Genomic DNA, 14,265 nt, shown 5'->3' with positions numbered 1-14,265 from the left:
TGGAGCTGCTTGCAAAGGTTGTCGACGTCAACGTTCGCCAACTTTTCCAGAAAACAGCACCGCCCGGGCGCCAGGTTTTGAGAAAGTACTCCTTGCCGCCATCTTGCGGTGCCTCAAATCGAGAACTCAGATGTCAAAATCAAAATCAACCCCCATGACCCGCGAAGTTGTGTCCCGCGTTACGAAAGCCATGACCCCGCTGTATGGCGGTCAAATCCCTGGCTCAAGCTTTATCAGCCGCATCGATGCGGAGGTGCAGAAAGAGGCCGCCAGGCAGGCCAAAGCAAAAGCCAACGGCTAGGCCGCGCCAGGGGCCCGCGGCCAATTCGCAGCCTCCAGCCGGTAGACCTGGCTGTACCGGTCTTTGAGCTGCGCCTGGATGTCGGCCCAGGCCGGGGCTTCGCCCGGGATGCCCGAACACGTCAGGTCGCACAAAAACGTCAGGAGCCGGGCCACGTAAAAGCGGTCCTGGAGCCTGTCGGCGCGCGCCCGGATGCGCACACCGCGCAAGACCGGCTTGGCGGCTGTCTGGGGCATCACGACGTTTTTCGAGCTCGACCATTTTTTCAGCAGGTCATGGCTGACGGCCCGGTCGTGATGCCTGGCGCCGACGCTCAAAAGGCGCTGGGCCAGGGCCGAAAGACTTGTGCACTCCGAGGCCTGTTGCACGTCGTAGAGCCAGTGCCCCAGCGGTCGGCGGCCGGGGTCAAGCAGCTCGGTGATGTTGGATTCCCGGGCCGGTAAATCCAGCGAAGGCATGTCCACTGCGCACATCAGCCGGGCCAGCGTCTGCAAGCAGCTTTCCAGCAGCACCAGCACTTGAGGGGCCTGTAGCAGCCGGGGATTGAGTGCTTCCCAGGCGAGCGGGCCCGTGCCCATCAGGGCTGCGGTGCGGGCCTGCGCCTGGTCCTGCTGGCCAGCCCGCACCAGCGCGCGGATGTGCAGTGCCTGGTCGTCCCACGAGGCCAGGTTGGTCGTGAGGTCGCGCACGAAATGGCTTTCTCCCTCGCCCATCCCCATCAGCACGGCCCTCCAGTCGGAGTGAGGGGGCGCCGGCGGGGGCTCCCGGCCATTAAGGACGGCCACCACGGCTTCGGCGTCGAGCAGTTTTAAATCCTGTTGAATGCGTTTCCTAGTCGTTTCGGACGGCTGGTGCTTGCCCGTTCCGGCATAAATCAACGTTTTCAAATTTTGGAGCTGGGCCGGATTTTCGGTGCGAAGAAACGTGAGCAGGCTGGTGTCCATCACGGCCTGCAGGGCCGTCCCGGGATTCAGGGTGCAGGAGGCAGAGAGGTGGACCTCGAACTTCGCGCCGAACACCGACATCGGTCGGGCCAGGAGAACGGGCGCATAGGCGCTCAGCGGGATTTTTGCCGGTTGTGCCGGAGCCTCCTTGCCGGCTGCTGCCTTGGCCGGCGAGGGGGCGGGCCGGTGCTTGCCGGTGCCGTCGGCTTCAGCGGTCGGCAGGGACGATGATGAAGTCATCGGGGAATTATGGCGGGCAGCAAAATGGCCGCAGGCCCGGCGAGCGCTTTTGTCCTGATGACCCGGATTCCTGCAAGGGTAGCGGGGCAGGGCATGGCGTCAGGATTGAGGCCGGTTTTTTGCATGCATCGCGGCTTCATTTGTGCCGGGGACTGGCGTGTATAAGTCGTTGTCGCTAGAATGGAAACATCACTGGCGTCTGACGCAGTTTCTGACGTTCGTGACGGGAATCGAGTGCTTTTGACTGCGGCCGGCTGCGTTTGAATGCGGGCCGGTGCGCTCTAAGTCCTTGATTCATATGAATGTTGCGTGTCGGTTCGCTCAAGCCGCACACAAGGATGGGCATTGAAAATCCTTGTGTCGGTGGTTCGATTCCGCCCCAGGCCACCATATAAAATTTCGCGGAAGTCCGACGAAGTCCAAAAGCCCTTAGGTATCAACACCTTAGGGCTTTTTTGTTGTCCGGGGACGTCCGAAAAATTCCGGCCCAATCCAGCCACTTTTGCAGTAACTCCTGCAGTAACTCGAAAGAATCGAGGTAGCTGCAGAAAAGTTACTGCATCACTCATCAACGAGGGACGCGCTTGCGCGAAAGGGGAGCGGAATATGGCTTTGGAAATGATCAAGAGCGACCGGACCATCAAGGCGCTGAAGCCTGGCGCCGGCAGGCTGAGTGACGGCGGGGGGTTGTATCTTTTGCCCTTCGTCAACGGCGGCTCGCATGGTTGGCGATTCGACTACACGTATCAGGGTAAGCGCAAGACGTTGAGCCTTGGTGTCTACCCGCAGGTTGGGCTGGCGCAAGCCCGCCAGAAGGCTACTGTTGCACGGTCGATGCTGGCGGCAGGGCAGGATCCCAGCGACGACCGACGGCATCAGCGTGCGGTGATTGCCGAGCGACATGAAGCCGGGCGTCGTCAGGAAGCCGGAGAAGCCCCGCTGGGGAGCTTTGAAGAGGTCGCCCGGCGCTGGTTCCATGTACGCCAGGACCAATGGATGCAGAGCTACAGTTCCAAGGTCATCGCCCGCCTCCAAAACGATGTATTTCCCCTCATCGGCTCTCAGCTGCTGAGCGACATCACGCCAAAGATCCTGCTTGAGATGCTCAGGCGTGTCGAGGCGCGAGGTGTTCGCGAAACCACCCACCGTGTGCTTGAAACGTGCTCCAACGTGTTTCGCTTTGCGATTGCAGAAGGCCATGATTTGACGGATCCGGGACGGGACCTCAAGGGCGCATTGAAAAAGCCCCAGTGCAAGCATTTCGCGGCCATCACCAAGCCTCAGGAACTGGCCCGGCTCCTGGGCGCCATTGAGGCGTATCAAGGCAGCTATGTCGTTCGCGCAGCCCTGAAGCTCTCTCCGATGCTGCTGGTGCGGCCGGGAGAACTTCGCAAGGCGCAGTGGTGCGAACTCGACCTGGACAACGGCCTGTGGTACGTCCCGTCTGCGCGCCTGAAGCGAACAAAGCTCGAAAAAGAGGTGGGGGAGCCTCATTTCGTTCCGCTGTCGACGCAGGCGGTGCAGGTTCTGGAGGAATTGTTCTTGCTGACCGGCCACTTGGCGCTGGTGTTCCCGGGGGAGCGCCATCGCGACCGGCCGATGTCCGAAAACACCGTCAACGCGGCGCTGCGGGCCATGGGTTATGCCAAGGACGAGATGACCGCGCATGGGTTCCGGGCGACCGCCCGCACCCTGATCGTCGAAACCCTGGGTTTTGACGAGGCTGTGGCTGAGATGCAACTGGCTCACGCCGTCAAGGATGCCAACGGGACAGCTTATAACCGGGCCGAGTTCCTTGCAAAGCGCCAGGAGATGATGCAGGCGTGGTCTGATTATCTTGAAGACCTGCGCCTTGGCCGAAGCAAGATCAAACACTCAGTGCTGCCTGAATTCAAACCGGTGACCTTGCGGCTTAGAAACACTCATGCTGCCAGTGCGCTTCCGCTTTGAGATGCCGGCCGGTCGCGGGCGCAAGGCCCGCGCGGTCGAGCAGGAGGTGCGCGCCCGGCGTGTTCTGCTGCCTGACCGCCAGGGCGGCGAGCTTGAAGTGACCTGCCTGATTGCGTCGGAAACAACTCCCCGGCAGGCGCCAAGCCGGTGGTCTGGCGCCTGCTGACCAACCGGGTGGCATCCACGCTGCAGGACGCAGTGGAACTCGTCAATTGGTTCGAGCCCGATGAGTGGCGAGCGGCGTTCATCCTGAACAAAAAGCCCGTGCCCCGGCAGACGCCCCCGCTCAACACCGTGGTGCGCCTGATTGCCCAGCGCGGGGGCTTTCTGGGCAGAAAGCACGATGGCGAACCGGGCGCCAGGACGATTTGGCTGGGCATGCAGGATATTGCCGTCTTTGTCGCGGGCGCCCGTTATCCCGACAGCTCAACGATGGGTGTGCAATGGGATGGGGTATGCCCGTGTTGCGTCGGTCAGCTTGCCGACGGGGAAAAGGAAGATGAAGGGTCAGGGGGCCGGGGCGGGCGATGGCGTGACGGCGGCCAGCGCGTAAGGGGTGTGCAGATGGCGCGGGGAGAGGTGGCAGGGAAGCCCGGTGGTGTGGGTCAACTTACCATAGCGCTGACATTAGTCAGACGACTAATGCAGCCGTATCCACATCAGGGTAGTGCTCATTTAAAGCTTTTAGTCCTTCAATCGCTCGACCCTGCCAGCCTGGCCCTTGGCTGAGCAGCCCGGCCCACGTCTCGTTTAACAGTTCAGCGTCATTCTTGGCCAAGTAGTCAATGAGCGATGCGGCCTGTGCCAAATCCTTGGTTGCTTTGACTCGCATGTTTTGCGGCCGCTCGCCATAGACCAGCAACTTGTGCAACGCGTACTTCTCAGGGGGCGGCGCATTTACGGTGATAGGCCCGCGCTGAGCCAGGAGTGTGACCTGAATTGGGGCCTCCATGGAGAATTCCATGAATTTCAACGGCTGCATCGTCGCGTTCAGTGCTTTGATGAGCACGGGAGTGTCGCCGCCGCGGTGGCAGCAGGTCACGAAATCGATTTGCAAGTCCGGCTCGTCGGATTTCACGTAAGTGGTCAAGCTTTTCACTGGAATGAATCCCATCTGGAGCGCTTCGATTTCGCTACCCATGTCCATCGTGACGTCCGATGGAATCGCAACGGATACGTTACGGCCGGCATGCGCAAAGTCCAAGTCGACGGTTTGGGCGGCCGATTGCCACTGAATACCAAGGTAATTCTGATAGGCCATGTAAACGTGAGTCCCCACCAAGATTCCCCCGGCGCGGAAGAACCCCGCATCGGCCAGGCGCTCGATGATTTTTGCGTGATTCGGGACAATGGCCGGGCAGCCAGCCGCAATGGCTTGGCGGGTGAGCTGGCGAAGGTGAACCTTTTTGCCACCACCATTTCGGTGGAGCTCTACCAATTGGGTGAGTTCGGCAGAGGCAGAGCCAAGGAAAATCTGCATCTGCTTTCCCGTCAGGTCCGGGGTTTGATAATACAAATACTCTTTCCCCTTAATCACCTTTGTGGAGAAGCTACCGGGCAGTTCAGCCACGGTGCGCACGTCATCTAACCGGCTTGCACTGGCCAGCGACGCGTAGGCAGTTTGGGCTGCGGTGGACAGTGAGGTGTAAAGCATGGTGCAGTTATACTGAGTTTAGAAAAAGTCAGTATAACCGTAAGCGACTCAAAGCCCATCATTCCTAAGGCTCAACCAAGTAGCCGGGCGCCAACACTGCTGGCGCTATATTCCCTTGCTTGTGACACTGGCCGCGCGGCAGCTGTTCTCGTCCGGACAGCTCTACCGGCGCTGCGCCGCCTGGTATCCCAAACCGCAGGCGACGTTCTCCGACACCATAGCCGGCGTGCGCCGCGAGTTGTGGAGTCACGCATATTTTTCAATGTCGAACCAAGATGTGGACATGGTAAAAATTCCCCACCCTTTGGTCGATCGCTTTATCGACTCGCTTTGTTATGCAGCCCGAATGGATAAAGCCAAATTAAGTGCATAGCTCAAAACTTTGAAGTTATGAGCTACCAAGGAAAAGCTTATAAATCCAGGATCAAAAGACAATGCAACGGGCTTTGAGCCTGGTTCGTAGTTGACCTGCTAACTTTTGAGCTCAAAAATGAGCAGCCTGCAATCGTTTTCTACCGGCTGCGATCTCCACCACTGACCGATCAGAACCTCATCCGCATCGATGTTTTGTCGGGCACGGTAAGTCCGCGCAGGGCGGCTGTGAAAAGCAGACGTGACGCAGGATCGCCTGCCCTCGGCCACGGTAAGTGCAAGGTGAGCCGTTGCACTGTTGGGGCCTTCAGGTTCCTTGAGCCGGAGGATTCCAGATAGGCCGCAGCTGTCCGTTCATCAATGTTTATGGTATTGCTCAATCTAAGATCGGCGCCAACACCTTATCTACTGAAGGTGGTTGATTTGGAGGATGTCGTGGTGAAGTGAATGGCGTCGACATGTGCCCATTGGGGGTCAGCCTCTAAAGGTGTTTACAAAATTTGCTTACATTAATTTGTAAGCCTCATTGGTTAAACAAATGTAGGTTACAGGTTCCATTCATCCCGATTGAGCACATAGTGCAGTCCAACCGCGTCGCAGTCAGGGTAAACAGAGGTCTTGGATGTCTTGATATCAACGGCAATGACTCTGTTGTCCAGCGCGAAACACAGTCCGACCACGTTCTGGATGACGGTTTCCTGAAGATTAAAATGCCTCGATTCCAGGTGCGTTGTCACACTCGATCTCAGCTTGTCATAGTCCACCGTCTCCGAGATGGAATCGTTTATTGTGCGGTAGTGGTCAACCAGCCGAAGACCGATGTCGAGCTTGTAAGGCTGCGGGCCGATTCGCTCAAAATCGTGGATGCCGATGGAAACAGCGAGCCTTAAGCCCTCTAGGCGAATCCACTTTTCCATCATCGCGTCTCAAACGCCACGTCGCGCGCACGCGGTACCAGATGCTGGCCGCCGTCGACAACCAGGGTCTGGCCAGTGATGGAGCGCGATTCATCGAGCAGCACGACCGACGCAGCGATGTCTTCTGCGGTACTGGACCGTCCGAGCGCGGCGATCCGGTGTGCGTTGATGAAATCTTCCTGATTCATTTCCCCACTGACAAAGGTAAGCCCCGGCGCAATTGCATTGACTCGCATAACGGGCGCACAGCATTGCGCCAGATAGCGGATGGACGAATGACTGGCGAGCTTGGCGAGTGTGTAGGTCATGTAGTCTGTGTTCAGATTAAACACCTTTTGGTCAAGTAGCGTCACCACATGGCTCAAGCTGTCCGGCTTTGAAGCACTGGCCATCCTGTGCATGGCCATGGTCAGTTCGACCGGCGCCAGGTAGTTGGTTTGCAGGTGGTCTGTCAGGCGCTCGTCGACGAATGTGCTTGCCTCGTCATAGTTAAACAGCGATGCGCTGTTAACCAGCAAATTGACGGCTCCAGCCATCTCGGTGGCCCGGTCCAACAGCTGATGCCTGTCGTGCTGTTTTGAAAGATCGCTGCGAATGATCCTTGCCATGCGGGCTCCGGCCGCCAGGCAATCGTCCCGGGTCTTTTCGGCGTCAGCCTCGCTGTTCAGGTAATGGATGATGACGCCGTAGCCCTCGGCGGCCAGGCGCAGGCTGATGGCTCGGCCGATTCGTTTTGCTCCGCCCGTGACAAGTGCAGTTCGGGTCATGAGTGCACCTGTGTCGCTAATGCTGTAGCCCGGCGAGCCTCTGTGCCAATGGCATCGAGCTGTGGTTGACTTGCCCAATGGTCATCATGTGCCGGCCGTCGTCGCAGCGGCAGCGCCACTAGCCCCCGGTAAGCGGGCGTGTCGCCCCAGCGCGGCGCGGCCTCGGCCAGGCTCAGGCCGGGCCAGCGGTCAAGCAGCTGGCCCAGCACGATCCGGGCCTCCAAGAGCGTGAGCGCCGCGCCGATGCACACATGCGGGCCCGAGCCAAAGGCGAGCGACGGGCCGTGGCAGCGTGTGATGTCCAGCACATCGGGGTCTGGGTAGCGCGCCGGGTCACGGCTGGCTGCGCCGATCATTGCCAGCACCAGCTCGCCCCGGCGCAGCTGCACACCGTGCAGCACCATATCGGTCGCCACGCGCCGCCCGGTGTACTGCACGGGGCTTTCAAAGCGCAGCAGCTCGCGCACGGCGCCGGGCAGCAGCGTAGGCTCGCGCACCAGGCGCTGCCACTGCGCCGGATGCGAGAGCAGCGCGTGCACGCTGCTACCCAGCAGGTGGCGCGTGGTCTCGTGGCCAGCGAACAGCAGCATCGCGCACTGCGCGAGCAGCTCGGCGCCGCCCTCGATCTCGCCCCTGGCCTGGGCCTGCGCCAGACGGCTGACCAGGTCGTCGCCCGGCGTTTTCCGCCTGAGTGCCAGCAGCGACTCGAAATACAGGCCCATCGCCAGCAGGCTGGTTTGCGCGCTTCTCGCCTGCGCGCGCGTTGGCTGCGGCTCGCCGATGAAGCTCGCCAGGTGCTCCGACCAGGCCATGAAGTCGTCATCGGGTTGCTCGATGCCCAGCAGCAGCGCCATCACCCGCACCGGCAGCGGCCGGGCCACAGCCTCGATGAAGTCAAACGTCTCTTGGTGCGCCACCCGGTCCAGCAACTCGCCCGCTACCCGCTCGATGTGAGGCGCGAGCCCCTGGAGGATCTCGGGCCGAAACCCGGCATTGAGCACCTTGCGGATGCGCGGGTGGTCGGGTGCATCCAAAAACAGCAGCGCCCGGGCAAACAGCGCTTGAAATCCCTTGAACTCGCCCGGCGCGTCCTCGCGGTCCTTGACCCAAGACCCGGTGCGTTTCGCCGAAAAGCGCGGGTCCTTGAGCACCAGCTCGACATCGGTATGGCGCGTCACCAGCCAGGCGCCGCCAAAGAACTCCTCGCGCCAGTGGATCGGGCCGGCTTCGCGCAAGGCCCGGTAGGTCGGGTAGGGATTGGCCAGAAACGCGGCATCCATAAGGGGCCGCTCCAACGCGGGCGGCATCGGGTCCGCGCTCCTGTTGACCGCGCGCATGGTCACGGCGCTGGATGGGCTGCCGGGCGGGCGCCCTGGGCTTTGATGCCCAGCCGGTCAAACAGCTGGCGGTCGCGGTCGGCTTGCGGGTTGCTGGTGGTGAGCAGCTTGTCGCCGTAGAAGATCGAGTTGGCGCCCGCCAGCAGGCACAGCGCCTGCTGGCTTTCATCCATCTGCTCGCGCCCGGCCGACAGGCGCACCATGGCCAGCGGCATGGTGATGCGCGCCACGGCAATCGTTCGTACGAACTCGAACGGGTCCAGCAGCGGCGTGTCCGCCAGCGGCGTGCCGGGCACCGGCACGAGGTTGTTGATCGGCACCGATTCAGGATACGGCTCGAGGTTGGCCAACTGCGCGATCAGGCCGGCGCGCTCGAGCCGGCTCTCGCCCATGCCGACGATGCCGCCGCAGCACACGTTGATGCCGGCCTGGCGCACATGGCCCAAGGTGTCCAGGCGGTCCTGGTAGGTGCGGGTGGTAATGACGCTGCCGTAGAACTCGGGGGCGCTGTCCAGGTTGTGGTTGTAATAATCCAGGCCGGCGTCCTTCAAGGCCTGCGCTTGGCTAGCCTGCAGCATGCCCAGCGTCATGCACGTCTCCAGGCCCAGCGAGCGCACGCCGCGCACCATCTCGGTCACGCAGTCCATGTCGCGCTCCTTCGGGCTGCGCCAGGCAGCGCCCATGCAAAAGCGGGTGGCGCCCTGGTCCCTGGCGGCCTGCGCGGCGGCCATGACCTCATTGAGCGGCATCAGCTTGGTCGCTTCGACACCGCTGTCGGCGCTGGCCGCCTGCGGGCAGTAGCCGCAGTCCTCGGCGCAGCCGCCGGTCTTGATCGACAGCAGTGTCGAGAGCTGCACCTCGCTGGCATCGAAGTGCGCACGATGGACCTGCTGGGCTTGAAACAGCAGGTCCATGAACGGCAGCTCGTACAGGGCGGCCACATCCGCGACCGACCAGCGCAGCGGCGCTGGCGGGGCGTTCGAAGGCACAGAGGTGCGGCGCAGGGAGGAAACGTCAATGGTGGCAATAGTGGCAGCGGTTGTCATTCAGGTGCTCTCAAGTAGGCAGGAGGAAGGCAAGGGCGTGTGGTCAAACACCCTGTGAAGGGCCGTAGCGTCCAGATGGGCTGCCACGGCGGCGGGTTTCGGCGCGTCCAGCCAGGGCAGCACACCCAGGCAGGGCGCCTGGTGGCGGCGCGTCATTTCATGGCGCAGGCTGGCCAGGTTGCCTTCGCGGTGCGCCATGTCGGGGTCAACGGTATTGGCAATCCAGCCGGCCAGCGGCAAGCCACGCGCTCGAATTGCCTCGGCCGTGAGCAGCGCATGGCTGATGCAGCCCAGGCGCAGGCCGACCACCAGAATCACTGGCAGGCCTATGGCTACTGCCAGGTCGGCCGTGTCCCAGTCGGGGCCGAGCGGCACGCAGAACCCGCCCACGCCTTCGACCACGACGACATCGGCACATCTAGCCAGATGGCGGGCGGCGGACAGAATCGTCGCCGGGTCAATGGACCGGTCCTCCAGGACGGCGGCAATCTGCGGCGCGCAGGCGGCCTCGAACTGCAGCGGACCGACTTCGGCATCGGTGAGTCGCGCCGAGCCGGCTTGGCGCAAGGCCTGCACATCCTCATTGACGCTCTGGCCGTCGATGCGCGTGGTGCCGGCCGCCACGGGTTTGAAGCCCGCGCTGCGCCAGCCCTGCTGGGCGCACCAGTGCAGCAGCGCCGCGCTGACCTGGGTCTTGCCTACGGCCGTGTCGGTGCCGGTGACAAAGCAGCCATGCAGCGGGTGCGATGGCTGCAACGGCATAAGGAAAGGCGTGGGGTGGGAAGGGATCATGCCCATATTCATGACATTTGCCGTGCGGCCAGCGCCAGGCCTTGGACCAGCAGCTCAACATCCTCGGCAGTGTGCGAAGCGCTCAAAGTGATGCGCAGCCGGGCAGTGCCGACCGGCACCGTGGGCGGGCGGATGGCCGGCACCCACAGACCCTGCGCATCGAGCGCGGCCATCAGCGCCAACGCGGCTTCGTTTCTGTTCACGATCAGCGGCTGGATCGCGGTGCGGGAATCGGCCAGCCGCCACTCCAGCGCCGGATGCGCGGCGATAAGAGTAGCAAGCCCGGTGCGTAGCTCGGTGATGCGCTGCTGCAGTTGCACGCGCCGCTGATCGCCCTCGACGCTCTGGATGAGGCGTAGGCTCTCGCGCAGGGCATGGGCCACGGCGGGCGGCGCGGCGGTGGTGTAGATGTAGGCGCGGGCGGACTGCACCAGCCAGTCGATGATGCTTGGGTGCGCAGCCACAAAGGCGCCGCCCACACCGGCCGCCTTGCCCAGCGTGCCCATGTAGATCAGGCGCTCGCTGCGCAGGCCGAAGTGTCCCAGGGCGCCCTGGCCTTGGGCGCCGAGCACGCCAAAGCCATGGGCGTCATCGACGATCAGCCAGGCGTCGAAGCGCTCGGCCAGCGCCAGGAGCGCCGGCAAGTCGGCCATGTCGCCGTCCATGCTGAAGACCGCATCGGTCACGATCAGTTTGATCGGTGTCATGCAGCGTTCGAGTTGGCGCTCGAGCACTGTGAGGTTCTTGTGGGCATAGCGCTGCATCGGCGCCTTGGCCAGCAGGGCGCCGTCAACCAGCGAAGCGTGGTTGAGCTTGTCGGCAAAGATCGTGGCGCTGGCGTCGCCCAGCGCGGTGAGCAGCGCCATGTTGGCCAGGAAACCAGTGCAGAAGTACAGCGCTTGAGCATCCGGAATGCAGGGCGCCAGCCAGGCGGCCAGGTCCTCCTCGAGTGCGGCATGGGCGCGCGAGTGGCCGCTGATCAGGTGCGAGGCGCCGCTGCCTGTGCCGAACTGGCGCGCGCCTTCGGCCAGTGCTTCGACCAAGGCCGGGTGATTCGCCAGGCCAAGATAGTCGTTGCTGCCAAAGACCAGCATTTCACGCGCTGGCTGGCCGCCGCAGCTGACCTCCTGGCGCGGCGCGCACGGCGACTCGGCGATGCGGCGCTGGCGCGTGAGGCCCTGGGCCTGGCGCTCAAGCCGTTGGCGGTTCAGGTGGTCTATCAGCATGGTCAGGATCCGTGAAGGCTTGGCTCAGGACATCGTCCAGCGTGGCCAGCAGGCGCCCGGCCAGCCAGGCCGACAGCTCGCCCGTCAGCACATAAGGCGGCATCAGGTACACGGTGCGGCCGATCGGGCGGATCAGCAGTTCGCGTTCGCGCCCGGCCAGGTGGAAGCGCTCGGCAAAGCGTGCGCCAAGAAAGGGCTCGCGCACATCAAAGGCCCAGATCATGCCGATCTGGCGGAAGTGCTCGATGCGTGCATCGGTTTGTAGTGGCTCCAACGCTTTAGTCAACAGCTTGGCGCGCTCCCGGTTGCGCGCCAGCACATCGTCCTGCTCGAAGCGGTCCAGCACGGCCAGCGCCGCGCGGCAGGCCAGCGCATTGCCGGTGTAGGAGTGTGAATGCAAAAAGCCGCGCGCCACGTCGTCGTCCAGGAAGGCTTCATAGACGCGGCCCTGCGAGAGCACCAAGTAGAGCGGCAGGTAGCCGCCGCTGATGCCCTTGGACAGGCACACCAGGTCGGGCCAGATAAGGCTCTGGCCCGGCAGTGTCGCCTGCTCGAACGCAAAAAAGGTGCCGGTGCGCCCGCAGCCCACGGCAATTTCGTCGGCAATCAGGAGCACCTCGTACTCGTCGCACAGTGCGCGCGCGGCGCGCAGGTAGGCTGGGTCGTGCATCGCCATGCCGGTGGCGCCCTGCACCAGGGGTTCGAGAATCAGGGCGGCAATGTGCTCATGACGCTCGGCCAGCAGGGCCTCTAGAGCCGCGGCGGCGCGCAGCGCGACATCGGTGGCGGACTCGCCCGGCAGCGCTTGGCGGGCGTCGGGCGACATCACCTGGTGCGAGCGCATCAGGAGCGGGTCGTAGGCGTCGCGGAACACCGCCACGTCGGTGACGGCCAACGCGCCCAGGGTTTCGCCGTGGTAGCCCTGGCGCAAGCAGACGAACTCGCGCTTGGCCGGTCGTCCCCGGTTGAGCCAGTGGTGAAAGCTCATCTTCAGCGCAATCTCGACCGCCGAGGCACCGTCGCTGGCGAAAAAGCAGTGCCCGAGCACGCCGCCCGTCAGCGCCGAAAGCCGCTCGGCCAGCTCGACGGCCGGCGCATGGGTGCAGCCGGCGAGCATCACGTGCGGCAGCGTGTCGAGCTGGTCCTTCAGCGCCGCATTGATGCGCGCATCGGCGTGGCCGAACAGGTTGACCCACCAGGAACTGCTGGTGTCGAAGTAGCGCTGGCCGGCGTCGTCGAACAGCCAGGGGCCTTCGCCGCGCACGATGCCCAGGGGCGGCACGCTGGCGGCGCGCTGCATCTGCGTGCACGGGTGCCAGACCGCTGCCAGGCTGCGCCGGGAGAGGGACGTGGCGGACATGCCGCCGGCGCCTGGCATCACAGCTGCTGCGTCGGCACCTTATGGCGCAACGCGGTCTGGCGGTTTTGGTCGTCCACGAACACCAGTTGCGGCTCGTGCTCCGCCACCTGATCGCCCGGCACCTGGGCAAAGGCGGCAATGATGAGCAGGTCGCCGTTGGAGGCGCGGCGCGCGGCCGAGCCGTTGACCGAAATCATGCCCGACCCGCGCTCGCCCTTGATGGCGTAGGTGATGAAGCGCTCGCCGTTGTTGATGTTCCAGATATGTATCTGCTCGTTCTCGACGATGTTGGCCGCTTCCAGGAGGTTCTCGTCAATGGCGCACGAGCCCTCGTAATGCAGCTCGCAGTGTGTGACCGCAACGCGATGGATCTTGGATTTGAGCAGGGTTCGGAACATGGTTGTGTCTGTTGGGTTTAATGATTCGAACGCTGCACGGCATCCGTTTGAAAATACTTCACATGGACCTTGCGACTTTCAAAGTCGCTGGCATCCTAGCATTGCTTGCGCCGGCGCCTGACCGCTCCCATGTGCTAACCCGAGTGGACCGGCTGGCGCTGATCCGATGGCCATCTCCTCTGTTAACGCTTTGTCAATGACCGGGGATGCGCACTACCTGCAGCCAGAATCGAGCACGATATACCCGTGCGACCTAGCAGCATTTGCAACCACCGTGTCTGCTGCGGTGAGCGTGGTCAAGCCAGATGAACATCGTTTACCGGGCTGCCAGCGCAGCATCAATGTCTGCCACCAGTGCTGCATTTTCAGGCGTCACGTCCGGCGCGTAGCGGGCCAGCACCTGGCCATCACGGCCAATCAGGAACTTCTCGAAGTTCCACATCACGTCGGTTTCATGCTGGGGCAGCAATCCATGCTGCGCCAGCGTACTGTGAAGCTTGTCGCTGCCGGATGCGCCGGCCTTGGGTTGGGCTGCAATCAGGTGCGCATACAGCGGATGGCGTGGCTCGCTGTTAATGCTGAGCTTGCCGTACATGGGGAATTGCACCCCGTAGTTCGACTGGCAGAAATTCTGGATCTCCGCTTCGGTGCCAGGCTCCTGCGCGCCAAAGTCGTTGCACGGAAACCCCAGCACACGCAGCCCTTGCTCTGCGTAGCTCGCATGCAGCTGCTCCAGGCCAGCGTATTGCGGGGTCAAACCGCATTTCGAGGCCACGTTCACGATCAGCAGAACCTGGCCGGCATGCTCGGCCAGCGTGGCGGCATCTCCGTTCAGGCGTTGCAGCGAAATATCGTAAAGGGATGATGGGGTCATGTTGTGGTCTCCTCTGGGGCTGGTTGTGCCAAGTTGGCATTGAGTGGATATTGACGCAGGCATCAGCGGCTGCCCTTGAATCGATAG

Annotated in this window: 15 protein-coding genes and 1 pseudogene; 5 read left to right on the top strand and 11 right to left on the bottom strand. The window is 62.7% G+C overall.

The annotated features are described in order from the left end of the window. Positions 1-301: hypothetical protein (locus IV091_RS05215; protein ID WP_293466056.1), on the top strand; the 301-nt coding region annotated here is incomplete at its 5' end. Here IV091_RS05215 and IV091_RS05210 read toward each other — a convergent pair. Next, entirely contained in the window at positions 298-1,485 is a 1,188-nt protein-coding gene (locus tag IV091_RS05210; protein WP_293466055.1) for a hypothetical protein, read from the bottom strand. The two genes, IV091_RS05215 and IV091_RS05210, sit on opposite strands and share 4 nt — an antisense overlap. A 606-nt stretch (positions 1,486-2,091) precedes the next feature. Between IV091_RS05210 and IV091_RS05205 the strand changes: the two genes are divergently transcribed. From IV091_RS05205 to IV091_RS05195, 3 genes and pseudogenes are all read left to right on the top strand, one after another. Then, a complete protein-coding gene (locus IV091_RS05205) occupies positions 2,092-3,435 on the top strand; it encodes an integrase arm-type DNA-binding domain-containing protein (protein WP_293466054.1) in 1,344 nt (447 codons plus the stop codon). Next, complete coding sequence (locus IV091_RS05200) at positions 3,410-3,601, top strand: hypothetical protein (RefSeq protein ID WP_293466053.1); 192 nt, start codon at positions 3,410-3,412, stop codon at positions 3,599-3,601. Before IV091_RS05205 ends, IV091_RS05200 begins: the two co-directional genes overlap by 26 nt. Next, positions 3,583-3,825: pseudogene (locus tag IV091_RS05195) on the top strand (IS4 family transposase); the annotation flags it as partial. The gene IV091_RS05200 and the pseudogene IV091_RS05195, both read left to right, overlap by 19 nt. Positions 3,826-4,066: 241 nt before the next feature. Here the strand turns inward: IV091_RS05195 and IV091_RS05190 are convergent. Continuing rightward, the gene (locus tag IV091_RS05190; protein WP_293466052.1) at positions 4,067-5,089 is read right to left on the bottom strand and encodes a nucleotidyltransferase domain-containing protein; all 1,023 of its coding nucleotides are present in this window, start codon (positions 5,087-5,089) and stop codon (positions 4,067-4,069) included. Positions 5,090-5,204: 115 nt separating this feature from the next. Between IV091_RS05190 and IV091_RS05185 the strand changes: the two genes are divergently transcribed. After that, positions 5,205-5,462: a hypothetical protein gene (locus IV091_RS05185; protein WP_293466051.1), complete on the top strand. Its 258-nt coding sequence runs from the start codon at positions 5,205-5,207 to the stop codon at positions 5,460-5,462. A gap of 544 nt (positions 5,463-6,006) precedes the next feature. Here the strand turns inward: IV091_RS05185 and IV091_RS05180 are convergent. The 9 genes from IV091_RS05180 to IV091_RS05140 all read right to left on the bottom strand — a co-directional run bounded on the left by IV091_RS05180 (position 6,007) and on the right by IV091_RS05140 (position 14,178). Beyond that, positions 6,007-6,378, bottom strand: a complete 372-nt coding sequence (locus IV091_RS05180; RefSeq protein WP_293466050.1) for a dihydroneopterin aldolase — start codon at positions 6,376-6,378, stop codon at positions 6,007-6,009. Further along, complete coding sequence (locus tag IV091_RS05175) at positions 6,378-7,145, bottom strand: SDR family oxidoreductase (RefSeq protein WP_293466049.1); 768 nt, start codon at positions 7,143-7,145, stop codon at positions 6,378-6,380. Before IV091_RS05175 ends, IV091_RS05180 begins: the two co-directional genes overlap by 1 nt. Beyond that, positions 7,142-8,452, bottom strand: coding sequence for a cytochrome P450 (locus IV091_RS05170; protein WP_293466048.1), 1,311 nt, complete (start codon positions 8,450-8,452; stop codon positions 7,142-7,144). Before IV091_RS05170 ends, IV091_RS05175 begins: the two co-directional genes overlap by 4 nt. A gap of 32 nt (positions 8,453-8,484) precedes the next feature. Then, the gene (gene bioB, locus IV091_RS05165; protein WP_293466046.1) at positions 8,485-9,528 is read right to left on the bottom strand and encodes a biotin synthase BioB; all 1,044 of its coding nucleotides are present in this window, start codon (positions 9,526-9,528) and stop codon (positions 8,485-8,487) included. After that, positions 9,529-10,320, bottom strand: a complete 792-nt coding sequence (gene bioD / locus IV091_RS05160) for a dethiobiotin synthase (protein WP_293466044.1) — start codon at positions 10,318-10,320, stop codon at positions 9,529-9,531. It abuts the gene before it with no gap. A gap of 8 nt (positions 10,321-10,328) precedes the next feature. Further along, complete coding sequence (bioF, locus tag IV091_RS05155; RefSeq protein ID WP_293466042.1) at positions 10,329-11,546, bottom strand: 8-amino-7-oxononanoate synthase; 1,218 nt, start codon at positions 11,544-11,546, stop codon at positions 10,329-10,331. Beyond that, entirely contained in the window at positions 11,512-12,924 is a 1,413-nt protein-coding gene (gene bioA, locus IV091_RS05150) for an adenosylmethionine--8-amino-7-oxononanoate transaminase (protein ID WP_293466040.1), read from the bottom strand. Before bioA ends, bioF begins: the two co-directional genes overlap by 35 nt. Then, the gene (panD, locus tag IV091_RS05145) at positions 12,924-13,304 is read right to left on the bottom strand and encodes an aspartate 1-decarboxylase (protein ID WP_293466038.1); all 381 of its coding nucleotides are present in this window, start codon (positions 13,302-13,304) and stop codon (positions 12,924-12,926) included. The genes bioA and panD overlap by 1 nt, the downstream gene beginning before the upstream one ends. Before the next feature lie 316 nt (positions 13,305-13,620). Next, a complete protein-coding gene (locus IV091_RS05140; protein ID WP_293466035.1) occupies positions 13,621-14,178 on the bottom strand; it encodes a glutathione peroxidase in 558 nt (185 codons plus the stop codon). Positions 14,179-14,265 lie beyond the last annotated feature (87 nt).

The organism is Polaromonas sp. (genome assembly GCF_018780625.1).
Lineage (GTDB): Bacteria > Pseudomonadota > Gammaproteobacteria > Burkholderiales > Burkholderiaceae_C > Polaromonas.
Note: the sequence above shows the minus strand (reverse complement) of the source record. Positions and strands in the feature narration are given on the sequence as shown.